Origin of the sequence: Bradyrhizobium sp. LTSP849, from assembly GCF_000938255.1 — a bacterium.
Classification (GTDB): Bacteria; Pseudomonadota; Alphaproteobacteria; order Rhizobiales; family Xanthobacteraceae; genus Bradyrhizobium.
In genome coordinates, this window is record NZ_JYMR01000052.1 from 297324 (window position 1) to 318449 (window position 21126).

Annotated in this window: 25 protein-coding genes; all 25 read right to left on the reverse strand. The window is 63.8% G+C overall.

What is annotated here, in order from left to right; genetic code table 11:
* Positions 1 to 23: 23 nt before the first annotated feature.
* The 25 genes from fliQ to flgB all read right to left on the reverse strand — a co-directional run bounded on the left by fliQ (position 24) and on the right by flgB (position 21067).
* On the reverse strand, positions 24 to 290 hold the full coding sequence (gene fliQ, locus UB31_RS32150) for a flagellar biosynthesis protein FliQ (RefSeq protein ID WP_045013726.1): 267 nt from the start codon (positions 288 to 290) through the stop codon (positions 24 to 26).
* A gap of 3 nt (positions 291 to 293) precedes the next feature.
* The gene (gene flgD, locus UB31_RS32155; RefSeq protein ID WP_045013727.1) at positions 294 to 710 is read right to left on the reverse strand and encodes a flagellar hook assembly protein FlgD; all 417 of its coding nucleotides are present in this window, start codon (positions 708 to 710) and stop codon (positions 294 to 296) included.
* A gap of 14 nt (positions 711 to 724) precedes the next feature.
* Entirely contained in the window at positions 725 to 1135 is a 411-nt protein-coding gene (gene flbT, locus UB31_RS32160) for a flagellar biosynthesis repressor FlbT (RefSeq protein ID WP_045013728.1), read from the reverse strand.
* Complete coding sequence (gene flaF / locus UB31_RS32165; protein WP_045007701.1) at positions 1135 to 1479, reverse strand: flagellar biosynthesis regulator FlaF; 345 nt, start codon at positions 1477 to 1479, stop codon at positions 1135 to 1137. The genes flbT and flaF overlap by 1 nt, the downstream gene beginning before the upstream one ends.
* Positions 1480 to 1550: 71 nt before the next feature.
* Entirely contained in the window at positions 1551 to 2597 is a 1047-nt protein-coding gene (locus UB31_RS32170; protein ID WP_045007702.1) for a flagellar hook-associated family protein, read from the reverse strand.
* Positions 2594 to 4075 carry a flagellar hook-associated protein FlgK gene (gene flgK, locus UB31_RS32175; RefSeq protein ID WP_045013729.1) on the reverse strand — a complete coding sequence of 494 codons (1482 nt, stop codon included), beginning with the start codon at positions 4073 to 4075 and terminating at the stop codon, positions 2594 to 2596. The genes UB31_RS32170 and flgK overlap by 4 nt, the downstream gene beginning before the upstream one ends.
* Before the next feature lie 34 nt (positions 4076 to 4109).
* On the reverse strand, positions 4110 to 5336 hold the full coding sequence (locus UB31_RS32180; protein ID WP_045013730.1) for a flagellar hook protein FlgE: 1227 nt from the start codon (positions 5334 to 5336) through the stop codon (positions 4110 to 4112).
* A 95-nt stretch (positions 5337 to 5431) separates the two neighbouring features.
* A complete protein-coding gene (locus UB31_RS32185) occupies positions 5432 to 6016 on the reverse strand; it encodes a transglycosylase SLT domain-containing protein (RefSeq protein ID WP_045013731.1) in 585 nt (194 codons plus the stop codon).
* Positions 5967 to 7334: a flagellar hook-length control protein FliK gene (gene fliK, locus UB31_RS32190; RefSeq protein WP_045013732.1), complete on the reverse strand. Its 1368-nt coding sequence runs from the start codon at positions 7332 to 7334 to the stop codon at positions 5967 to 5969. The genes UB31_RS32185 and fliK overlap by 50 nt, the downstream gene beginning before the upstream one ends.
* Positions 7331 to 8515, reverse strand: a complete 1185-nt coding sequence (locus tag UB31_RS32195; RefSeq protein ID WP_045013733.1) for a chemotaxis protein — start codon at positions 8513 to 8515, stop codon at positions 7331 to 7333. The genes fliK and UB31_RS32195 overlap by 4 nt, the downstream gene beginning before the upstream one ends.
* Complete coding sequence (locus UB31_RS32200) at positions 8512 to 9780, reverse strand: MotB family protein (RefSeq protein WP_045013734.1); 1269 nt, start codon at positions 9778 to 9780, stop codon at positions 8512 to 8514. The genes UB31_RS32195 and UB31_RS32200 overlap by 4 nt, the downstream gene beginning before the upstream one ends.
* Positions 9781 to 9786: 6 nt before the next feature.
* Positions 9787 to 10491 carry a FliH/SctL family protein gene (locus UB31_RS32205; RefSeq protein ID WP_045007709.1) on the reverse strand — a complete coding sequence of 235 codons (705 nt, stop codon included), beginning with the start codon at positions 10489 to 10491 and terminating at the stop codon, positions 9787 to 9789.
* A complete protein-coding gene (gene fliF, locus UB31_RS32210; RefSeq protein WP_045013735.1) occupies positions 10488 to 12113 on the reverse strand; it encodes a flagellar basal-body MS-ring/collar protein FliF in 1626 nt (541 codons plus the stop codon). The genes UB31_RS32205 and fliF overlap by 4 nt, the downstream gene beginning before the upstream one ends.
* 305 nt (positions 12114 to 12418) lie before the next feature.
* The gene (locus tag UB31_RS32215) at positions 12419 to 13327 is read right to left on the reverse strand and encodes a flagellin N-terminal helical domain-containing protein (RefSeq protein ID WP_045007711.1); all 909 of its coding nucleotides are present in this window, start codon (positions 13325 to 13327) and stop codon (positions 12419 to 12421) included.
* 273 nt (positions 13328 to 13600) lie between these two features.
* The gene (locus UB31_RS32220) at positions 13601 to 14506 is read right to left on the reverse strand and encodes a flagellin N-terminal helical domain-containing protein (RefSeq protein ID WP_045007712.1); all 906 of its coding nucleotides are present in this window, start codon (positions 14504 to 14506) and stop codon (positions 13601 to 13603) included.
* 243 nt (positions 14507 to 14749) lie between these two features.
* Entirely contained in the window at positions 14750 to 15490 is a 741-nt protein-coding gene (gene fliP / locus UB31_RS32225) for a flagellar type III secretion system pore protein FliP (protein WP_045007713.1), read from the reverse strand.
* Positions 15487 to 15930 (reverse strand): flagellar basal body-associated FliL family protein, encoded by a 444-nt coding sequence (locus tag UB31_RS32230; protein ID WP_045007714.1) that lies wholly within the window; start codon positions 15928 to 15930, stop codon positions 15487 to 15489. Before UB31_RS32230 ends, fliP begins: the two co-directional genes overlap by 4 nt.
* A 30-nt stretch (positions 15931 to 15960) precedes the next feature.
* Positions 15961 to 16668: a flagellar basal body L-ring protein FlgH gene (gene flgH, locus UB31_RS32235; RefSeq protein WP_045013736.1), complete on the reverse strand. Its 708-nt coding sequence runs from the start codon at positions 16666 to 16668 to the stop codon at positions 15961 to 15963.
* Positions 16669 to 17433, reverse strand: a complete 765-nt coding sequence (locus UB31_RS32240) for a MotE family protein (RefSeq protein ID WP_045013737.1) — start codon at positions 17431 to 17433, stop codon at positions 16669 to 16671. It abuts the gene before it with no gap.
* Positions 17434 to 17500: 67 nt separating this feature from the next.
* Positions 17501 to 18631, reverse strand: a complete 1131-nt coding sequence (gene flgI / locus UB31_RS32245; RefSeq protein WP_045013738.1) for a flagellar basal body P-ring protein FlgI — start codon at positions 18629 to 18631, stop codon at positions 17501 to 17503.
* Positions 18628 to 19104 carry a flagellar basal body P-ring formation chaperone FlgA gene (flgA, locus tag UB31_RS32250; RefSeq protein ID WP_045013739.1) on the reverse strand — a complete coding sequence of 159 codons (477 nt, stop codon included), beginning with the start codon at positions 19102 to 19104 and terminating at the stop codon, positions 18628 to 18630. The genes flgI and flgA overlap by 4 nt, the downstream gene beginning before the upstream one ends.
* Positions 19105 to 19117: 13 nt before the next feature.
* Entirely contained in the window at positions 19118 to 19909 is a 792-nt protein-coding gene (gene flgG / locus UB31_RS32255; RefSeq protein WP_045007719.1) for a flagellar basal-body rod protein FlgG, read from the reverse strand.
* Positions 19910 to 19926: 17 nt separating this feature from the next.
* Entirely contained in the window at positions 19927 to 20256 is a 330-nt protein-coding gene (gene fliE / locus UB31_RS32260; RefSeq protein ID WP_045007720.1) for a flagellar hook-basal body complex protein FliE, read from the reverse strand.
* A 2-nt stretch (positions 20257 to 20258) separates the two neighbouring features.
* A complete protein-coding gene (gene flgC, locus UB31_RS32265) occupies positions 20259 to 20675 on the reverse strand; it encodes a flagellar basal body rod protein FlgC (RefSeq protein WP_045007721.1) in 417 nt (138 codons plus the stop codon).
* A gap of 11 nt (positions 20676 to 20686) precedes the next feature.
* Entirely contained in the window at positions 20687 to 21067 is a 381-nt protein-coding gene (flgB, locus tag UB31_RS32270; RefSeq protein ID WP_045007722.1) for a flagellar basal body rod protein FlgB, read from the reverse strand.
* Positions 21068 to 21126 lie beyond the last annotated feature (59 nt).

Genomic DNA, 21126 nt, shown 5'->3' on the forward strand with positions numbered 1-21126 from the left:
GGTGGTGGCCTGCGGCTCGCGGATCAGAAGCCGTGCTCGATCCGCGAATAGACCATTTCGGTGAAGGTGGAGAGGTGCGCGCCGATGAAGGAGCCGGAGACAGCAACGACCAGGAGAATGACGATGATCTTCGGAACGAAGGTCAGCGTCACTTCCTGGACCTGGGTCAAGGCCTGGATCAGCGCGATGAGAGTGCCGACCAGCATCGCCGCGCCAACCGCGGGTCCGGAGGCGACAATGATGGTCCAGATCGCCGCCTGGACGATGTCGAGAGCGTCCCGCTCGTTCATGGCCTAGCTGAGCGTGAGGCCGGGGCCGACCGCGATCTTGGTGCCGTCCTCGAGGGTCGCGACAGATCCGTCGCTGTTGATCGAGACCGACGCGATCTTGCCGGTAACGGCCGCCCCGGTCGTATCCGTGAAGCTGACGTTACGCCCGATCAACCCGTCCGCCTGCGTCAGCGCCTGCGAGGACAGCAGCGAATCGAGCTTCGAGTTGGTCAGCGTAGCCTGCTCGACCGTGGAGAGCTGCGCGAACTGGCTCATATATTGCGAGGTATCCATCGGATTTGTCGGATCCTGGTTCTTCATCTCGGCGATGAGGAGCTGAAGAAACGTGTTGTAGTCGACGCTGTTGCTCGACGTAGTCGAGCTGGATCCGGTCGTCGACGAAGTGTTGCTCGTTGCATCGGTCGCGCTGGTGACGTTCATGTGCCTCTCCGCTGTCAGGCAGCCTCGAATGGGGAATCGGTGGTGGCGCCGGCCAGGATCGCCTGCTCCACCGGGAACAGCGCCCGGATACGCTTGAGCGCTTCGAAATAGCGGGTCGCGCCGACCAGCTCGTCGACCGCGGCAAGCCCCTCCAGCATCTCGTTGCTCTCGCAGACCGCCCAGAGGGCGGCGTAATGCTGCCCGTAGAGCGCGGCAGCATCGGCAAGGTTCGTCGGGTTGATCAACATGAGCTGAACGATGAAATAGAGCTGCCGCATCGCCGTGGTGGCGTCGGACGCCTGCATGACCTGTCCTTCGAGCAGGAACATCACGTCGTTGACGAGCTCGACGGAGACCTTGCGGTCAACGCGCAGCACCGCGCCGTTGATGTAGACCCGTTCGCCCGCCCGCAAGGATATCTTCATTAGAGCGCATCTCGGATCAGGCGGTTGATTTCGATGAGCTGCACCACGTCGTTCGATCTCTCTTCACGAAGCCGATCCGCTTCCTTGACGACCCACAGCCCGATCGAGATGATGTCGGCGCGCAACTTGTCGGGCAGTCCGTTTTCCGGATGCGCGAGATCCTCGATGAAGATCGTCCACAGCCGCCGGACGTAGAGCAGGCTCTCGACCAGATCCTCGATGCTGAAACGCCCCTTCTCGAGTCGCTCCAGCCGGTCGATGCCGAGGCTGAGCGCCTGCCGCTCGCGCCCCCGCGCCTCGTAGCCGCTGTCTTCAACGACCGTTTCGTAGGCTTCAAAAGTCATCCGGACCACTCTGCGCAGGAACTGCAAGGAAGCTGCAAGAAAACTGAATGAGAAAGCGACGGCCGCCCAGCTCAGAGGTAATTGATGAGACTGATCTTCTGGAGTTGCGAGGTCAACGCGAGCGCCGTCTGGATCTGGGTCTGCAGGGTGTTGACGCGCACCGACGCTTCGGCCGGATCGACCTTCTCCATGTCGACGATCTGGTTGTTCAGAATGTCCTTCTGGGCGTTGAGCTTGTCCGTGGCGGTGGTGACCCGCTGCTGGACCACGCCGACGTTGCCGCCGAGCGTCGCGAGGTCATCGATCGCACTACCAACGAGGCCGATGGCCTTGTCCACGACGGTCTGGAACGTCGTCTGGCTCAGGTTTATGTTCCCGAGATCGGACATCATGGTGTAGGCCTCGGCGAGCTTGCGGAAGCCGGTCTGGTTGGCGCTGACGGACGTATCAACGACCTCGGTCGTGGAGATACGACTTTGCATGGTCTGGTCGGTGGCCGATGACCAGTTGGTGTTCCAGGCCGGGCTCGCGAACTCGGCATCAAAGGTGGTGTCGAGGAAGCTCTGCATTTGAGCCGGAGTAATGCTGCTCACGCTGGCCGAGGATTGCGAGAAGCCGAAGGTCGAAAGGAAATCGGAATCGACCTGGTTCTTGCTGGCCGAGCCCGCGGCATAATCCGTGATCGGCGCGTTCTGCGTGTTGATGCCCGAGAACAGAAAAGAGCCGTTATAGGAGACGTTCAGCGCGCCGATCAGATCCTCGAGGTTCGAGGACGCAGGCGGCAGGACGATCCGCCCGCCGCCGTCGGTGCTGCGGGCCGCGATCAGGTCCTTGAGGAAGTCCGATGCGGTCGAGCCTAGCTCGGTGATGCGGTTTTGAGTCACGTCGAGACGACCCGAGACCAGCCCGTTGGTATCGACGAGCTGATCGGCGAAGCTCATGTCCGCCCGCAGGCTGACGTCGCCACCCGTCGTGGCACCGAGCTCGAGGCCGACATCGGCGAAGCGGCCGGTGGTCGCCTCCGTCGACGCCTTGCTCAGCGCAGCCTGGTTGTTCGTGATCGAGGATCTCAACGACGACGACAGCATCAGCGTCGAGATATAGTTTGCGCTCATCATGACGTTGTCCCCACGGCTGCCAGCAAGCTCTGCAACATTTGGTCGACGGTCGAGATGATCTTCGACGACGCCGAATAGGTACGCTCGACCTGGAGCATCAACGACATTTCGTCGTCCATGTTGACGCCGCTGACGTTCGACAACGCCGCCGTACTACGGTCGAGCAGCGTGCTCTGATATGTGGAACTGTCGTTGGCGGCCTTGCGCTGATTTTCGATCCAGCTCGTCGACGACGACGCGAAGTCGATCAGGCTGCCGTTCGGCTTGCCTTGCGTGGTCGCATCGAACGGCTGCGACACATCCATGTTGCCGATGATCTGCTGAAGCCGGGTCGAGTAGCCGGCGTTGCCAGCGGTGTTGTATTGGTAGGCGGCGTTGCCGCTGATCGCGCCGTCGCGCAGCAGATTTGGGTTGCCGCCCTGAGCCGGATCGACCGATGCGGCAACCGAGATCGTGCCGGCAAGGCCCACCGAGACGGTGGCGCTCGCGGGCATCGCCGGCGCGCCGGGATAGGTGAAGAGACCGGGAACATCGGGCAGCGCCGCGCCCGATTGATCGCTTTCCTTGAAGGTATTGATCAGGCCGCGCGCGATCTCGTCGAGTTGGCTCTGATAGGTGACCGTGTCATTGTCGCGCAATTGAGCGAGACCGGCGAGCTTGCCGGACTTGATCGGCATCACCGAATTGGGGCCGGTCACGGGCACGCCGTCGATATAGACCGCGTTGCCCGTGGTGCTCGGCGAATAGGCGTTGGTCGGGGCGAAGCTGACCGAGCGCGCCGTCTTGTCGAACAGCACCACGCCACTGTCGGTGTAGAGCGCGGCATCGCCGTTGGTGCGGATCGACATCGTGACACCGACCTCCTGCGACAGGCTCGAGACGATGCTGTCGCGCTGGTCGAGATAGTCAGTCACGTCGTCGCCGGCGATCGTTCCCTTCACGATCGCCGTATTGACGGTCTGGAACTGGGAGAGCAACTGGTTGATGTTCTGAACCGACGTTTTCATGTCGGCGTCTGCGCCCTCGCGGACCGACTGAACGGTCTGGGTCGCCTGGTTGAGCGCGGTCGCCATGTCCTTGGCGGACGTGACGGCCGCCTGCGCCAGCGTGGCGTTGTCCGGAGCATTGGCATATTGCTGGAGCGCCTGCTTCAGCGCATTAAGCTGCGCCGTCGGCGACTGGTCGAGCTCCGGATCGTCCACCGTGGCAGTTGCGATCTGCTGGAGACCGTCATAGATCGCGCTCTGCGTAGCCGCCGCGGAGGTCGCGGTCAGGACGTTGCTGTACAGGCCCGAGCTGGCGGCGCGCTGGATCGCCGCCACATAGACGCCGGTACCGGGAAGGTTGTCCAGCACGGTGATCTTGCGCGAATAGCCGGTCGCACTGGCACCGGCGATGTTACGCGAAATGACCGACGACTGGATGCCCGACGCCATGAGCGAGGAGCGGGCGGAGTCGAGGGCTGACGTAAGGGACATGGCGTGCTCTTACCCGGGATCGGCGCTGGGGGACTTAGCGCTTCAGGTTGACGACGACGTCGAGCAGGTCGGCACCGGTCTGGAACGATTTCGAGTTCGCGGTGAAGCTCCGCTGCGATTCGATCATCGATGTCAGCTCGTCCGCGAGATCGACGTTGGAATCTTCCAGAGCGCCGGATTGGATGGTCCCGAGACCGCCCTGGCCGGCAAGGCCGACCTGGACGTTTCCGGAGTCCAGGTTCGTCGAATAGACGTTGCCGACTTCGGGCGTCAGGTGATCCGGGCTCGGCACGGTGGCGAGTGCGATCTGGTAGCTCGGCAGCTGCGATCCGTTCTGAAGAACCGCGGTGACCACGCCCTTGTCGTCGATGTCGACCTTCTCGACGGCGGACGGCGCGTTACCGTCGACGGTCGCCTTGAAGTCGAAGCTGGAGGCTACCTGAGTCATGGCCGAGAGGTCCATGTTGAAGGCTGAGCCACCGGGAATATTCACGGAGAGCGAGGTCGGGCTGGTTGCTGCCAGCGCGCCCTTGCCGGCCGCCGTGACGTCGAAGGCGAACGTGGTCGCAGGGCCGCTCGTCGTCAGCGCGGTTGCGCCGTTGTAGACCTCGATGTCCCAGGTATTTGCGGCAGTCTTTGCGGCGTAGACATCGAGCGTCACGGCATTGCCGATATTGTCGTAGGTCACCATCGACGTCTTCGACGTGTAGTTGGCCGGACCGGCCGGCGCTGCAATCGCGGTTGCACTCGGATCCAGATTGGCCGCCACGGTCGCCTTGGTCGAAGGCGACGCCTGCAGCGTCATCTGGTTGACGTTGACGACCTGAAGACCGGAGAAGCCATTGGCAGCAACAGTGGGCGTGGCACCGTTCTGGATGTTGTAGCCCATGAGCTTGAAGCCGGCAGCATTGACGAGGTTGCCCTGGCTGTCGGGCACGAACGCGCCGGCGCGGGTCAGGAAGCTGTTGCCCTGAGGGTCCTGCACGACGAAGAAGCCATTACCCTGGACCGCGAGGTCCGTCGTCGAGGTCGTGAAACTGAGATTGCCGGGATCGGAGATGGCGTAACGGACCGTCGTCTCAACGGCACCGGAGTCGTAATTGCCCGAGCCGCTCTTCAGGATCAGCGAGGAGAACTCGGTCGACGCCCGCTTGTAACCCGTCGTGTTGACGTTGGCGATGTTGTCCGAGACCGTCGACAGCTTGTTGGACTGTGCAGACATTCCGGAAACGCCGGTGCGCATAACACCAAACAGGCTCATGGATTGGGCTCCTTAGGAAGATTGTATTGACAATGAGGGATCTTGCTTGCGCGGGGCTGATGGCCAGTGACGATGCACAACTTCATCTCGTCACCTCACGTCGTTTTAGGCTGACATAACGAGCGCGCCTTGTCGGTCCACGCGCCGAAACCGCTCGATACGAGATGAGCGACGATGTGACAGACATAGCGCTTCTGGGCCGGCTGGTTGTTGGGGCCGGCATTGTAGCGGGCCACCGCCATGGTCCAGCTTCCTTCGCGCTGCTTCAGCTCTTTCAGGAAGCGCGCGGCATAGTCGACGTTCTTGGCGGGATCGAACATCGCCTGCACCGAGGCGAACTTGTCGCCGTGGTAGTAGTGGTTGATCTGCATGCAGCCGAGATCGATCAGCTTGATGCCCTTGTTGCGCATCGCTTCGAAATTCGCCATCGCATCGCCCATGTCCTTGGCGAACACGGTCTGCCCCTCGGCACCGAGTGCGTAGGGATAGAGCGCGCCGCGCCGGCCGGTCTCGGTCAGGCCGACGGCATAGAGAATGCCGAGCGGAATCCCGTGCTGCTGCGACGCGCGCACCATCTCGCGCTCGCAGGGACGGGCAGTGTCGGTCGCCGCCGCCTCGGCGGCGCCGGCGTTACAGATAAACAGGGCCGCGACGAATCTGCGGCGCCACGTCCTGGTCATGACGCGCCTCCTGGTTGGGTTGCTGCTCCTGCCGGGCTTGCCTGGCTCCGCCGTCCGATTGACCGGACGACGAGCCCGCACCGCCGAATCCGCCCTGCGACTGGGATGACTGCTGTTGCTGGCCCGAGAGCTGCGGCTGCGACTGGCCGGATCCGGCCTGGAATCGGTCGAGCGAGCCGTGCTGCACAGGCGCGACGTCGGCCACGTAGCCCGCGGACTGCATCACGTCGCGGATCTGGTCGCGCTGCTGGTCCAGCATCAGGCTGGTGTCCTTGCGTTCGGCCGCAAGATGAACCGACACCTCGGTGCCGACGAGACGAAGGCGCACGGTGACATTGCCGAGTGCCGCCGGCTCGAGATTGACGGTGAGGATCTTGACCGGCTGGTCGGGCGCGTTGCTCTGGGATGCTGCGAGATCGGCCATGGCGGATGAAGCCGCCGCAGGCGAGCTCTTCAGCTCCGACACCACGGCGTTTGCGACCTGCTGGATCGCGCTGAACTGCGGCACGGGAGGCAGATGGGTCTCCTGCTGAACCACCGTCACCTTGGTCGTCTCGGGCAAGGCGTCGCGTCCTGCGGACTTTGCCGCGCGTTCGACATTCGCCGTGACGGCTTCGAAGCCGGATGTGGCGGGCATGGCTTCCGATTGAGTTTCGCTTCCCTGCGGCATCGCCTGCTGGGTCGCCGCTGCCCGTGCGCCCCCGGCCGGCTGCGGGCGCGCTCCAGATGCATCGGCAGCTGGACGCGCGGCGGTCGATGGAGCGGCGGTCGATGGAACGGCGGCGGATCGAACGACATCTGCCGTCGCCGCCTTTGCCCCGCCGATGCTCTGAACCTCGCGCTTCGCTGTGGAGGGCTGTTCGTCCCGCGCCGACGTCTCCTTCTTGTCGCTCGACAATTGCGGCGTCTGCACCGTCACGGCCGGCGCGGCGGCAAGTTCCTGCCCCACGATCGCCGGAAGGCTCAATCTGTTCGGGACGTCCACCTTCGCAGCCTGATCGACCGGGTCTCGCTTGTCCGACGACTTGGTCTTCTCGGTGCGCTCGTCCACCGTCTCATCCTTCGGTGTGTCGCGCTCGGTCAATTGCGCCAGTCGCGGGCGCATCGCCCCGGCCTTCGCGGTCGCCTCACTTCCCTGGTCGTTCAACGCCCGCTTCGCCATGTTCGAGACGGTGTGGAGCAGATCGTTGAACGAGGAATCGTCGGCCGATTTCGCGCCTGTCGCGCCCGCGCCCTTCGTCGAACGGGATACCCCGCGCGTCAGGCTCTCGGCCAGGCCCGCGAAAGACTGTCCGGAGGTTCCGCTAAGCTTGGTCATGGGTGGCGATCCTTGGTGAGAAGCTCCAGTTCGCCGAGTTGTTTCTGGGCCCGCGCAAGCATCGCGGTCGATGACGCGAGATCGATCCGCGCCGGCGTGGGCGGAGGCTTGTCGGCCGCAGCGCCGGCAGACAGGCCTGCGATCGGCTTGCGGACGTCGAGCGCGAGCTGGACGGTTGCATTCAGGAGCAGGACGTCGCGCTCCGGCAGCTTCGACCTGTCGAGCGCCTTCAGTTCGGCGAAACCACCGTCATACTCGTCGGTGAGCGCCCGTGACGCACCACGAAAGAGATGCGCGCGCTCGCGATCCGCCGTGGCATCGGCGCTGAGCGTCAGCGCCCGCTCGCTCGCGAGCCGGGCCACAGCGAGCCGCCCGCGCACCAGCGCGGCGCGCGCGATCACCAGGTAGAGCTTGAGGCGGCTGGCGCGGTCGATCTGTTCCAGCAGAGCCGCGACTCGCACGAAACGGCGATCGTCCAGAGCGAGGCTCGATTGCGTCATGCCGGTGGAGAAGCGCTGCCAGAAATCGCCGGCATAAATCGAATTGCGGTAGTGGCGGATATAGGACAGCGTCAAGAACTCGAACTTGTCGAAATCCTCCGCCTGCCCGACCAGCAGGATCTCGCGCCGCAGCGCCGCCTCCTCGACGAGCGTGCCCGGCAGCAGCAGGCGTGCATCGTCGAGGCGTTCGATCGCGAGCGATGCCTCGGAACGTGCGAACAGCGCGCCCTGGACCAGCGCGACCTGACCGCCCATGCCGGACGGGATCGTACGTGGCTTGATGTCCTTGAGCAGCTCGCGCGCTTCCTCTTGACGTCCCTCGACATAGGCGAGCGCGCCGTCAAACAGCCGCGCATCAACATTCAACTTGTCGCGCGGCAGCTTGCGGACGACCTGCGGCGCGCCGCCGCTGAGCAGATAGATGACGACCGCCTGGCCGTTCTGCGGATTGCTCCACACGCTCGCGTCGGCGGCGAGAAGCTTCTCGCCGATCTGCCGGATCAGCGCGATGTGGCTGCCATGCGCCGCGGTGTCACCATTGGCGATGCCGTCCTGCACGGCTTGCAGCGAACGGACAAGTTCATACGGTTCGCTCGACGGCGTCGCCGGTTCGGCAAATGCGTGCGTCGCCGTGAACGGCAGCACCAGCAACAGCCCGGCGCGGAGCAGCGGCCTGATCAAGGGCGCTTCTCCCGGATAAGGATCTCGATCCGGCGATTCTGTGCGGCTGCCGGATCGTTCGGGAGCTTCGGCCGCCGGTCGGCATAGCCTTCGACATGCTCGATCCGCTGCGCATCGACACCCGAGCGGACCAGCATGTAATAGGCCATCTGCGCGCGGGCCGTGGACAGCCGCCAATTGTCGTAGGTTTCCGACTTGTAAGGCCGGTTGTCGGTGTGGCCGCGGACGATGATCGTGCCGGGGCGCTTCGTCAGCAACGGCCCGATCTTGTCGATGACGCGAATGAGCTCGGGCCGCGGCTCGGCCGAGCCGACCGCGAACATGCCGAAGCTCGCATCGTCGGTCAGGCTGACCAGAAGGCCCTCCTCGACCTGGCGGACCTCGGCCACCGGACCGGCGCCGGCCTTGATGTCCGACAGCGCCTCGGCAATCGCGGCTTGAAGCTGCTTGACGGTCGGTTGCTGCGTCTGCGACGCGGCGTTGGCCTGAAGGTTGGCCTGTGTGTTCGGTTGAACGCTGCCTTCGCGCGCGGCCGAGGACGGTGCCGGTCCAGGTGGCAGCAGCGGCGACAGGCTTGCGGACGACGCCTCCGCGTTGGGAGCCACGCTGCCGCCGGCATCATCCGTCTTGCCGCGGCGCGGCTCGCCCTGGTTTGTGTCGGCCGCGTTGTCGCGCGCGGAGGCATTCGGCTTCGGTTGGCCCTCCGTGATCCGATCTGCCTCCTTGGACGCTTCCGGAGCGAGCTTCCAGTAGCCGGGATCGAACGGATCGCGATAGGCGTCGCCGCCCTTGAGGCCATCTTCTTCCGCCGATGTCAGTGCGCCGACGCGGCGGTGGCCCGAGGCCTGGTTCGAGCTGGCCGCGATTTCGGTGAGCGTCGCATAGGGATCGCGAAACAGGACCTTCTCTTCGTAGAAGGGCGGCTTCTCGGCCGTCGGTGAATCGCCGCGACGCTCCTCGTTCGGGCCGGACGGCTGGCGTTTGCCGTCCTGACCCTCGAACGTGGTCGGCTCCTTCTTGTTCAGATCCTTGAGCCCCTTGGGCGCCGGCGCGTTCTCGGCAAGCTGGATCGGGTTGAAATAGCTCGCAACCACCTGCTTCTGGTCCTGGTTGAGCGCGTTGATCAGCCACATCACCAGGAAGAACGCCATCATCGCGGTCATGAAGTCCGCATAGGCGATCTTCCAAACGCCACCGTGCGGCTTCGAGTCCTCGAAGGCGCCGCGCCGGCGGATGATGACGAGCTCGTGCTTGACTTCCTCCATGACCGACTACCGGCGCGCCTCTTTCAGGCGATCGATCCAGGTCGAGATCTGCGTCTCGATCGTGGTCTGATCGGCAAGGACACGGACCTCGACGGTGTCGGCGGCCTGGTATTCGATCGCAGAGCGGCTGGTCGCGTCGAGTTGCGCCTTGACCAGGTTGATGAGATCGCTCGGTCCGGTCACGCGGAACACCGGCACGGGCGAATTGGAGGTCAACGTCGCGATCTGCTCGACCAGCGCTCCAATCGCCTTGTCGCGGACCGCATCAGCGAGGAACGGCAGCAATATCCGCGCAACGGAGCTTGCGATGTTGCTCTCGATCTCCTGGCACGCCGCGGCAAAGCCGTTGACGATCGCGACCGCCTGCTGGTCGGACCATTTGGCTCGTTCTTCGCCGAGCCGGATTGCGCTGCGGACGCGCTCTTCGGCGAGCTTGCTATCGCCCTCTGCGAGGCCGGCGGTGTAGCCGCGACGATAGGCGTCTTCCAGGAGATTGACCGGCGCAGTTTCCGCCTTCGGAGCCTGAAGCTGCGGCTCGGGCTGCCGCTGAGGCTGCGGTTGAGCCTGGACCTGAGCTTGGGGCTGGAGCTCGCGCCGGATGTCCTTTGGCCGCGCCAGTTGCTCCTGGCTCTTGGGCGGCGGAGGAGGAGGCGACTTGGCCCGACCGTTCGCGTCGAACTGGGTGAGAAGCTTTCCGATTGCCGCGTTCATGCCGCCTCCTCGCGTCGCATCCAGTCTTTAAGAATTGCTGCCGCCTGCATCTGGTCGAGGCGAATGATCTGCTCCAGCCGCTTCTGCGGGGTTCGCTGCATCTTGCCTTCGAGGTCTTCGACGAGGTTGAGCTCGGGGTCCTGACTATCGGTCAATGCAAGGGCCGCGGCAGCTTCGAGCTCAGCGGCCTCGGCCGCCTCGGTCTGCTCCTGCGCCGCACGATGGGTCAGGATGCCGTTGACCGCAGGCCGCAGCCCGAACCAGACCAGCATCGAGGCGACGGCCAGAATTGTCACCGCGTTGATGACGCTGCCGAGTTGCTTGTTGATCATCTCGACGAAGCTGATCGGCGGCACCGGCGCGAGCTCGCGCGAGCCTTCGATGAAGTCGACCGCAGTGACCTGGATCTGATCGCCGCGCGCCTTGTCCAGTCCGCCCGCGGTCGCCGCAAGCTGGCTGATCTCGGCGAGCTTGCTGTCGACGATGGCCTGGTTGCTCTTGTCGCCGAGATCGGCGACGAGCCGCCCGCGGTTGACCAGGACGGCGATGAAGAGCTTCTTGACCGCATAGCCGTCGCTCACCGTCGTCGTGGTCTTGGAGGAGACCTCGAAATTGGTGACGTCCTCGCGACGCTGCTTGTCCTCGCTGGAGTTCTTGGTGCCGCCGCCGTTGACCTGCTGGTCCGGAAGGTTCTGCTGCACTGTGGTCGGCGTAGAGCGATCCGCGTTCTGTGACTTCTCGTTTTCGCGGACGTTGCGGACGGAACGCTCGGCGCGCGTCTCCGGGTCGTAGACGGTCTCGTTGGTCTGCCGCTTGTCAGTCGAGAGCTGCGGCGCGACGCTGACCTCGAAATTGTCCAGGCCCAGATAGGGCGTCAGCGCCTTGCGGATGTTTTCCTGCACCATCCCGCCGACCGTCTTCTGGAGGCTCGCCATCTTGGTCGGCGCGGCGCTGGCTTCGTCCTCCTCGGCCAGCAGCATCGTGCCGTCGGCATCGAGCACGGTCACCTTGTCACGCGTCATGCCGGGAATGGCGGCCGCGACGAGATGGCGAATCGATTGCGCGGTGCGCGCCTCGATCGCGCCGTCGGTGCGCAGCACGACCGACGCCGACGGCGGCTGCTGCGTGGCGCGGAACGAGCCGCGCACCGGCATCACGATATGCACCCGCGCTGCCTTGACACCCTTCATCAACTGCACGGTCCGGGCGATCTCACCCTCGAGCGCGCGAAGCTTGGTGACCTCCTGCATGAACGAGGTCAGGCCGAGTGAGCCGATCTTGTCGAACAGCTCGTAGCCGGAATTGGCGCTGGTCGGCAACCCTTTCTCGGCAAGCAGCATCCGCGCCTGCATGGTCTGGCTCGGCCGCACCGAGACGGTATCGCCGGCCGCATTGACGTCGAAGTTGATGTTCTGCTCGCGCAACGCGGCGCCGATGCGCGTCACGTCTTCGCGGGCGAGGCCGGTATAGAGAGGCTCGAATTCGGGCCGGCTCAGATAATAGGCACCGCCGACGACGGTGACGAGGACGGCGAAGCCGATCAACCCCAAGGCCATCAGACGTCGCGGCCCGAGTTCCAGCAGATTGTTGAGCAGCTGCTGTAGCTGCGCGCGACTGAGCATATGACCTCGTACCAATGCGAACGTAGACGACACTCCGCTGCGAACCTTGTCTGAAGGTTGCGTGAGGACACAAACGTGTCAGTTCGCTTTCGAGGCGTTGCAATTTTGCAAGAGCTTTGGGTGACGCAATCAGTTCAGTGGCAACAAGCGGACGATCGGGCGCATGGCCGCGAGATCGACTGCGGCATGTTGCATGAAGTCTGGCGTCGGGAGGTCAATTGCGGGCACGTCTTGTGCCACCAAATCCGCCGGTCATGGCAGAGGCCGTGCTCCCTTGGGAGCACGGCCAATTTCAAAGCCGAAGCTTACCGGAACAGCGACAGGATGCTCTGGCTGTTCTGGTTGGCGATCGAGAGCGCCTGAACACCGAGCTGCTGCTGGGTCTGGAGGGCCGCCAGGCGGGTGGACTCCGCATTCATGTCGGCGTCGACGAGCTGGCCGACACCGCGGTCCACGGAGTCCATCAAGGTCTTGACGAAATCCGTGTTGGTCGAGATACGGTTCTTGACCGCGCCGAGATCGGCGGCGGCCGAGGCCACCGAGTTGATCGAAGCGGTGACTTGCGCGATGTAGCCATCGAGCGTGGTCTGGTCAGCCGTCGAGTCGGTCAGCGAGGTGATGTCGATCGTGTCGACCGACGCACCGCCGCTCACGGTATCCAGAATGCCGCTCTGGCTGCTGGTATAGAGCGAATAGTTGGCGATCGTCAGACCGATGGAACCGATGGTGGGCGTGCCGCCAACACGAGAGTACGACGACACCAGGTTGAACGTCGCCGGCGTGGTCGCGGTTGCGCTCAGCCAGTTCACTCCGTTGAAGGTCGCCGCATTAGCGGTACCCTTCATCTGCTGCTGGATCTGAGTGATGTCCGCCTGGATCTTGGTCCGGTCGATACCGGCGGTCTTGGCTTCGACCAGCAGCGCCTGGAGCTTGGTCAGGCCGCCGGTGCTGTCACCAACAACCGCGGTCAGAGCGGTATATTCGGTGTCGACGGTCGCGGCCGACAGACCGAGCGAGTCGGAGACGGCGGAGAGCGCGGCGTTGTCGGCGCGCATCGACGTCGCGATCGACCAGTAGGCGGCGTTGTCCGAAGCGGTCGAGACGCGCTGGCCGGTCGAGATCCGGTTCTGCGTGGTGGAGAGTTGCGTGCTGATGTTCCGGAGGGTCTGCAGCGCGGTCATTGCAGAGGAGTTGGTGAGGAGACTAGAACCCATTTTGATGTCCCTTTGAAGATTGGATTGAGTTTGGGGACATACCGGGCTTGCACCGGTACGACAGGGCGGCGTCATGCCTTTGGGCCGCGGAAAAGCGGGTGAGGGGCCCAATCTGTCGTAGCGGCAACGTTAGCGGGCGAAGCTTGTGCGAGGCTTGTGGCCCTGTGCCCCGGCCGCAACAGGGCGGCCAAAATTACGGCGCGCGCAGCGTCACATCAAAATGAAAGGGCCGCGCTTCGCGAGAAGCGCGGCCCTCCCCGGATTCTTTGAAGCTTAGCGGAACAGCGACAGGATGCTCTGGCTGCTGTTGTTGGCGATCGAGAGCGCCTGAACGCCGAGCTGCTGCTGGACCTGGAGGGCCGCCAGGCGGGTGGACTCCTGGTTCATGTCGGCGTCGACGAGCTGGCCGATACCGCGATCCACCGAGTCCATCAGGGTCTTCACGAAGTCCGTGTTGGTCGAGATGCGGTTCTTGACGGCGCCGAGATTGGCGGCCGCCGAGGCCACCGAGTTGATCGCACCGGTGACCTGCGCGATGTAGCCATCGAGCGTGGTCTGGTCAGTAGCCGAGTCGGTCAGCGTGGAGATGTCGATCGTGTTGACCGACGCACCGCCGCTCACCGTATCCAGGATGCCGTTCGTGCTGCTGGTATAGAGCGAGTAGTTGGCAACGGTCAGGCCGATGGAGCCCGTGGTCGGCGTGCCGCCGACGCGCGAGTACGACGACACGAGGTTGACGGTCGTCGGCGTGGTCGCCGTTGTGCTCAGCCAGTTCACACCGTTGAAGGTCGCCGCATCGGCCGTACCCTTCATCTGCTGCTGGATCTGGGTGACGTCCGCCTGGATCTTGGTGCGGTCGATACCGGCAGTCTTGGCTTCGACCAGCAACGATTGGAGCTTGGTCAAGCCGCCGCTGCTGTCGCCAACAACCGAGGTCAGAGCGGTATATTCGGTGTCGACGGTCGCGGCCGACAGACCGAGCGAGTCGGAGACGGCGGAGAGCGCGGCGTTGTCGGCGCGCATCGACGTCGCGATCGACCAGTAAGCAGCGTTGTCCGAAGCGGTGGCCACGCGCTGGCCGGTCGAGATCCGGTTCTGCGTGGTGGAGAGTTGCGAGCTGACAGACCGCAGGGTCTGGAGCGCGGTCATGGCAGTCGAGTTCGTGAGAAGGCTTGACATTGCGAATGTCCCTTTGATGTACGCGTTACATTTTCACTGGGGGACATACCGGGCTTTCACCGGTACGGAGGGGCGGCATCATGCCTTTGGACTGAAGTGGGTGGGGTCCAACCCGCCGTGACGCATTGCTAGCACGCCGAAACTTGCTCGCAGATTAAGATCAGCTTGAATTTCGTAGCGATATCATATGGTTAATATTACTTTTCGCTAACCATAACCAGCCCGTCGACCGAGCTGCGGCTGTTACGAGAACGACCGCACCAGGCCTGACGCCAGCAAATTCCAGCCGTCGATCAGCACGAAGAACAGCATCTTGAACGGCAGTGCGAGGATCGTCGGCGGCATCATCATCATGCCCATCGACATGGTCAGTGTCGCCACGATCATGTCGATCACCAGGAACGGCAGGATGATGAGGAATCCGATCTCGAACGAGCGCCGCAGCTCGGAGATCATGAAGGCCGGAATGATGACGCGCATGTCGATGCGCTTGTCGTCGAACTTCCTGCGAAAGCTTTCCGCGGCGAGCGACTCGAAGGTCTGTAGGTCCTTATCGCGGACATGCGCCAGCATGAACTCGCGGAACGGGTCGCTGATCTTCAGATAAGCCTCTTCCTCAGAGATCTCGTTCTTCATCAATGGCTGGACGCCGGTCTCCCAGGCGCGGTCGAAAGTCGGCGCCATGACGTAGAAGGTCATGAACATCGCAAGGCTGATCAGAACGAGATTCGGCGGCGTCGTCTGAAGGCCGAGACCGGCGCGGAGGAACGACAGCGCGACGGCAAACCGCGTGAAGCTGGTCATCATGATGAGCAGCCCCGGTGCGACCGACAGCACCGTCAGCAGCGCCATCAGCTGGATGATGCGGCCGCTGGTCGAGCCGTTGCCCGGCGGCAGCAGCGAGTTGAGGTCGGGAATCTGGGCGAACGCCACCTCAGGCAGTACGACCAGCAGCAACGCGAGCAGCAAGACTCTCAATTTCACTGGATCACCAACGTCTCAATGATCAATTCCCGGACCTTCCCGGACGAGCGGATGTTGGCGCGTTCGGACAGGTCGTCGCGCAGATGCTGGAGCCCGCGCGACCCCTCGAACTGCGTGACCGTCGCGGACCGCAAGTACGTGACGATGTCCTCGCTGATATGGGCGGCGAGAATACCGGCGTCCTCGTCACTCATGCTGTCGGTCACCATGGAGGCCTCGACCCGGGCCCAGTTGTTCGCCGGCGCGCCGAGGTTGGTCACGATCGGAGACAGCTTTCGAAGCCGGGCGCTGCCGGCGTAGCTCGACGCCAGCGGCGGCGGCGTGGCGCCCTTCCTTGCGTCGGCGACGCGTTCGGCGGTCGCGAGCAGGTGCAAGCCCGCAACCGCGCCCACACCAATCGCGATCAGGGTCAGCACGACGATGGCGGCGATCAGGCGCATGACGCCCCCTGCCCCCGCGACACTTGAGCCTCAGAACGGTGCAACGGCGTCATAGATCCGATGTCCCCATCCAGGCTGCTGCACGTCAGACAGATTTCCGCGACCGCCATAGGACACGCGCGCCTCGGCGATCTTCTCGTAGGAGATCGTGTTTGTTCGCGAAATATCGCGTGGACGCACGATGCCTCCGACGTTGAGCACGCGCATCTCCGTGTTGATACCGAACTCCTGCGAACCGCTGATCATTATATTTCCGTTCGGCAACACATCGGTGACGATGGCGGCAATGGAAAGCTTGATGTCCTCGGAGCGATCGATCTGGCCGTTGCCCTTGATCTGGGTGTTGGTGTTGAGGTTGGCATTGGTCTGGCCCTTGTCCTGCCATCCTGCGGCGTCCATCAGCCAGTTCAGCCCGAACTGAATCTGCGAATCGCGCGAGCGGTCCGTCTTGTTGTCGAGCTTGGCCTTGTCCTGCATCGAGATGATCACCGTCACGACGTCGCCAACGCGCCGGGCACGGGGATCGCGGTAAAGATCAGTGCCGTCATCCCAGGTCGAGCGATAGCTGACGGGCGTGTGCATGCGGGGCGTCACCGGGATCGGATCGGTCGGCGTCCTCAGCCCGCTGCCCACGGGCGACAGTTTCGGGCCGGTCAGGAGTTCTGCCGGATCATGGGAGCATCCAGCCAAAAACACGAGCGACAGTACGAGCGACAGGATGAGGATCGGCTTCTTCATCTACTTGGTCTTTCCGTCATCCACGCGACGCATTCCGCCAAGCAGATCGGCGAGATGCGCCGCGCGCGCCGTCTCCATCTCATTGAAGATCGCGCTCGAGCTCCTCGGGCTGAGCTTTGCGAGCACGGCGGCGGCCGTCTCGTCCGCCATGCCGGCGATCTGGGTGGCGGCAGCGTCCGGCTTCATGCGCGAATAGATCTCGACGACGCTCGCTTCGGCCTTCTTCAGGAAGTCGTCGCGCAGCGCCATCCACTTCTCATATTCGGCCCGCTTGGCCTCGACTTCGGCAATCCGCTCCCGCAGCTGAGTCTCGGCCTTCTCCAGTTCCTTCAGCTGCCAGGCCAGCCTGGCGTCGACGGCGGGATCAGCGACGTTGCTACAGAACAGCGCGACTTCGTTGTCCGCGGGCGCGGCGGCCTGGGCTGGCGCCGGCTTCGGCGGCGCCGTGACGCTGCCGGATTTGGCCGGGCGCACCGGTGCCGGTGCTGGCGCCGGAGGGGGCATCTCCGAGGTCGGCACCGCACCGGTGATCGCAGGGCCCGAGTCTTCGGCCGCCCAGGCCGTTGCCCGTGCATTGTCGCTCGGAATCGACGTGACCGGTGCGTTCGGCTTCTGCGGCCCGGGTGCACGTGCGCGCGCGAAGGAGAGCAGGTTGAGCGGCTTCGACGGCTTCGCCTCGTCCAGTGCCAGCACGGGCGAGGCGCTCGCCAGCGTGGACACTGCGACCAGGAGGAGGACTTGCGCTTTGTGATCCAGCTTCAACATCGGGCCGCGTGCGATTCTCGGTCAGGACCAGAGCATTGAGCGACCAAGCTTGCACGACGCTTGTGCATCATTGGACGATGACTTCAGCCTGGAGCGCGCCAGCCGTCTTGATCGCCTGGAGAATCGCGATGATGCCGGACGGCTTCAGTCCGATCTGATTCAGCCCGCGCACGAGGCGCTGGAGATCGACGCCGCTCAGGATCGCCACCTGCGATCCGGCCTCATTGGCCTCGACCACGGTCTGCGGCACGACCACCGTCTGGCCTTGCGAGAACGGTGCCGGCTGCGACACCACCGGCATCTCCGTGACGCGGACCGTCAAATTGCCGTGGGTGACGGCAACGGTCGAGATTCGCACGTCACGTCCGATCACCACCGTGCCGGTGCGTTCATTGATCACCACCCGTGCCGGTGTGTCGGGCTCGACGGTCAGCTCGCCGATTTCGGCGAGGAAGCGGACCGGGCCGATGTAGCGCGGCTTGGACAAGACGACCGTCCGGTAATCGCGCTCGAAGGCGATCTGGGCACGGTAGCGGCCGCCGGCATAGCGGTTGATGGCGTCGAGGATTCGGGTTGCGGTGACGAAATCGGGATTCTTGAGCTCCAGCACCAGGAATTCCATCTCATGGAGACTTCCCCGCACCTCGCGCTCGACCAGCGCACCATTTGGAATGCGGCCCGCGGTCGGCGTGCCCTGGCTGACATTCTGGGCCTGGCCACCGACGCTGTAACCGGCGACCGTGACCGCTCCTTGCGCCACTGCATAGACTGCGCCATCAGCCGCGCGCAACGACGTCATCACCAGCGTGCCGCCGAGCAACGAAGTCGCATCTCCCAGCGACGACACCGTCACGTCCATCCGTTCGCCGGGTCCGATCGAGGGCTGCAGGTCCGCCGTCACCATTACGGCGGCGACGTTGCGCGTGCGCAGCGTCGTCGGCCGCGTCGGGTTGGTCGTGCTGGTGGTATCGTTCCTGACATTGATGCCCATGTTCTCGAGCATCGACTGGAGCGACTGCTCCGTGAACGGTGCGTTGCGCAGCGTGTCGCCGGTACCATTCAGACCGATGACGAGGCCGTAACCCACGATCTGATTTTCGCGCAGCCCCTTGATGTCCGCGATATCCTTGATGCGGACGGCGGCCTGGGCGCTCGCGGCGGAAACGATGAGGAGCAGCGCGATCAGGAATCTGGTCATGACCCGTCCGCGACCTTGACGGTACCATCCGGCTGGACGATGGCCCTGATGATCACGCCAGTATCGGTGTTCCGTACCGTAATGAGCGCGCCCGGCGCACCGGCTTGCATGGCAGCGCCATAGGTCACGATCGACAGGCCGGAGTCCTCGACCACGACCTTGACCATGGCGCCGCGGGCGATAGTCCAGGGATCCTCCACCGCGTTGGTCGGAATCGGCTGGCCCGGTAGCAGCGCCCGCCGCGCCATGCGGCCGACGAGAACCTGACGCCCTTCGATGAACATGGCGACGCCGAGCACGTTCGGCGCAAAGGCGCGCTCGGTGAGCATGTCGTCCCTGATCAGGTCGCCGGCGCGGATCGACACGGCCGGCACGGGAAGCCGGCGCTCGTCCGCCGCGGCGAGCCGCGCGGAGACGAGAACCAGCAGCGCGGCGGCCAACCCGCGCGCGATCAGGCCCACCCTGTTCAACATCGACACACCGGAACTAGCGACTGAGATTCTTCGACACCGTCTGCGCCATCTCATCCGACGCCTGGATGACCTTGGCATTCATCTCATAGGCGCGCTGCGCCGAGATCAATTCGGTAATTTCCTTGACGGGATCGACGTTCGAGGCCTCGAGATATTGCTGATTGATCTTGCCATAGCCGGCATCGCCCGGCAGCCCGACGACGGGTGTGCCCGACGCCGTGGTCTCGCGATAGAGATTGCTGCCCAGCGGTTCGAGGCCCGCCTCGTTGGCGAAGTTGGCGAGATTGAGCTGGCCGATTTGCCGCGGGTTCACTTCCGTGTCCAGCTTGGCAAACACCTGTCCGGTCTGGTTGACCGTGACCTGCACCGTGTTCTGAGGCACCGTGATCGAGGGATCCAGCAGGTAGCCGTCCATCGTGACGAGCTGGCCGTTGGCATTGGTGTTGAACGAGCCCGCGCGGGTATATTGCACCTCGTTGTTCGGACCGAGCACCTGAAACCAGCCACGGCCGTTGATGGCCATGTCGTAGGGATTGCCGGTCTGCGTCAGCGCGCCCTGGATGTGCAGCTTGCGGATGGCGGCCGACTTGACGCCGAGACCGAGATTGGCGCCTTCCGGGATCGGCGAGGAGCCGTTGACGTTGGCGACGCCCTGCATGCGGTCCATCTGGTAGAACAGATCAGTGAATTCCGCACGCGCCCGCTTGTACGACGTCGTGTTGATGTTGGCGATGTTGTTCGCGATGACCTCGATATTGGTCTGCTGGGCATTCATGCCCGTGGCCGCGATGGCGAGCGATTTCACAGTGTCATTCCTTCAGATCAAATCGACATACGAACGACTTCTTGGTAGGCCTGCACGACCTTGTCGCGAACCGCGACCGCCGTCTGCAAGGCCTGCTCGGCCGACATCAGCGCCTCGACGACCTTGCGCGTCGATTCCTTGCCCTGCATCGCCGAGATCGACGCCGCCTCGCCGGTCTTCAGCGTACCGATCGCATCGGTGGTCACCTGTTTCATCACGGAATCGAAGCCGACGTCGTCGCCGGACTGGACCGTGGGCGTCGCCGCAGGCGCAATGGCCTGCGTTTCGGTCGCGCGCGACGCCGCCTGTCCTGCGGTGATCGCGGTGGATGAAATCGCCTCTAACATTGTCAGCTCCTCAGGAGATCGATGGTCATGCCGAGCATCGATCTCACCTGCTTCACGACCTGGAGATTGGCTTCATAGGACCGGTTGACTTCCCGCATGTCCGCCATCTCGATCATCATGTTGACGTTGGGCATCTTGACGTAGCCGGCCTTGTCGGCGGCGGGGTGTCCCGGATCGTACTCCACGCGATAAGGCGTGGTATCGACCCCGATCTCCTTGACCTTCGCCAGCTGCGTGCCCGAAGCCCGGTCCATTGCGGCATCGAAGGTGATCGTCTTGCGCTGATAGGGATCCGATCCAGCGGCGCGTCCGGTCGAGCTCGCATTCGCGAGATTTTCGGAGACGACGCGCATGCGGGTTGATTGCGCCTCGAGCCCGGAGCTTGCGACCGTCAGTGAAGCCTGTAGAGCATCCAGCATATCAATTCACCTCAGGTCTTCGCGCTGCTCAGGACCATGCGGTTGAACGACCGCACGATCGCCGAATTCATCGAGTAGTCGCGGTTGACGTCGCTGCCCTTGATCATCTCCTGCTCGAGGCTGACGGAGTTGCCGGAATGGACGACGTCCCAACTATCTTTCTTTGCGGTCGCTCGCGTGTCGGTCTCGGTCGGGGAGAGCTGCATGTGCGTCGGCGATGTCGTCGCAAGCCTGACCGGCATTCCGTCGAGCACCTTGTTGAACGGCTCGACGTCGCGCGCCTTGAAGCCCGGCGTATTGGCGTTGGCGACGTTGGTGGCGATGGTCGACTGACGAAGCTCGAGCCAGCGCGCCTGCGACGATGCGAGTTCGAAGAGATAAAGCGGTCCCACGGCAGTCCCATTCTGGTCTGTTCGGAACAACCCTAGGGCTGCAAGCTTTCCCCAGGCTG

Coding starts and splice junctions, on each gene's coding strand:
- fliE (WP_045007720.1), bottom strand. CDS start 20,256: ATGTTAGAGGCGATTTCATCCACCGCGATCACCGCAGGACAGGCGGCG.
- flbT (WP_045013728.1), bottom strand. CDS start 1,135: ATGAAGATATCCTTGCGGGCGGGCGAACGGGTCTACATCAACGGCGCG.
- UB31_RS32220 (WP_045007712.1), bottom strand. CDS start 14,506: ATGTCAAGCCTTCTCACGAACTCGACTGCCATGACCGCGCTCCAGACC.
- flgK (WP_045013729.1), bottom strand. CDS start 4,075: ATGTCCCTTACGTCAGCCCTCGACTCCGCCCGCTCCTCGCTCATGGCG.
- UB31_RS32240 (WP_045013737.1), bottom strand. CDS start 17,433: ATGTTGAAGCTGGATCACAAAGCGCAAGTCCTCCTCCTGGTCGCAGTG.
- fliK (WP_045013732.1), bottom strand. CDS start 7,334: ATGACCAAGCTTAGCGGAACCTCCGGACAGTCTTTCGCGGGCCTGGCC.
- flgC (WP_045007721.1), bottom strand. CDS start 20,675: ATGCTGGATGCTCTACAGGCTTCACTGACGGTCGCAAGCTCCGGGCTC.
- UB31_RS32200 (WP_045013734.1), bottom strand. CDS start 9,780: ATGGAGGAAGTCAAGCACGAGCTCGTCATCATCCGCCGGCGCGGCGCC.
- flgD (WP_045013727.1), bottom strand. CDS start 710: ATGAACGTCACCAGCGCGACCGATGCAACGAGCAACACTTCGTCGACG.
- flgH (WP_045013736.1), bottom strand. CDS start 16,668: ATGAAGAAGCCGATCCTCATCCTGTCGCTCGTACTGTCGCTCGTGTTT.
- flaF (WP_045007701.1), bottom strand. CDS start 1,479: ATGACTTTTGAAGCCTACGAAACGGTCGTTGAAGACAGCGGCTACGAG.
- fliQ (WP_045013726.1), bottom strand. CDS start 290: ATGAACGAGCGGGACGCTCTCGACATCGTCCAGGCGGCGATCTGGACC.
- UB31_RS32230 (WP_045007714.1), bottom strand. CDS start 15,930: ATGCGCCTGATCGCCGCCATCGTCGTGCTGACCCTGATCGCGATTGGT.
- UB31_RS32170 (WP_045007702.1), bottom strand. CDS start 2,597: ATGATGAGCGCAAACTATATCTCGACGCTGATGCTGTCGTCGTCGTTG.
- UB31_RS32215 (WP_045007711.1), bottom strand. CDS start 13,327: ATGGGTTCTAGTCTCCTCACCAACTCCTCTGCAATGACCGCGCTGCAG.
- flgI (WP_045013738.1), bottom strand. CDS start 18,631: ATGACCAGATTCCTGATCGCGCTGCTCCTCATCGTTTCCGCCGCGAGC.
- UB31_RS32180 (WP_045013730.1), bottom strand. CDS start 5,336: ATGAGCCTGTTTGGTGTTATGCGCACCGGCGTTTCCGGAATGTCTGCA.
- flgA (WP_045013739.1), bottom strand. CDS start 19,104: ATGTTGAACAGGGTGGGCCTGATCGCGCGCGGGTTGGCCGCCGCGCTG.
- UB31_RS32185 (WP_045013731.1), bottom strand. CDS start 6,016: ATGACCAGGACGTGGCGCCGCAGATTCGTCGCGGCCCTGTTTATCTGT.
- fliF (WP_045013735.1), bottom strand. CDS start 12,113: ATGCTCAGTCGCGCGCAGCTACAGCAGCTGCTCAACAATCTGCTGGAA.
- UB31_RS32205 (WP_045007709.1), bottom strand. CDS start 10,491: ATGAACGCGGCAATCGGAAAGCTTCTCACCCAGTTCGACGCGAACGGT.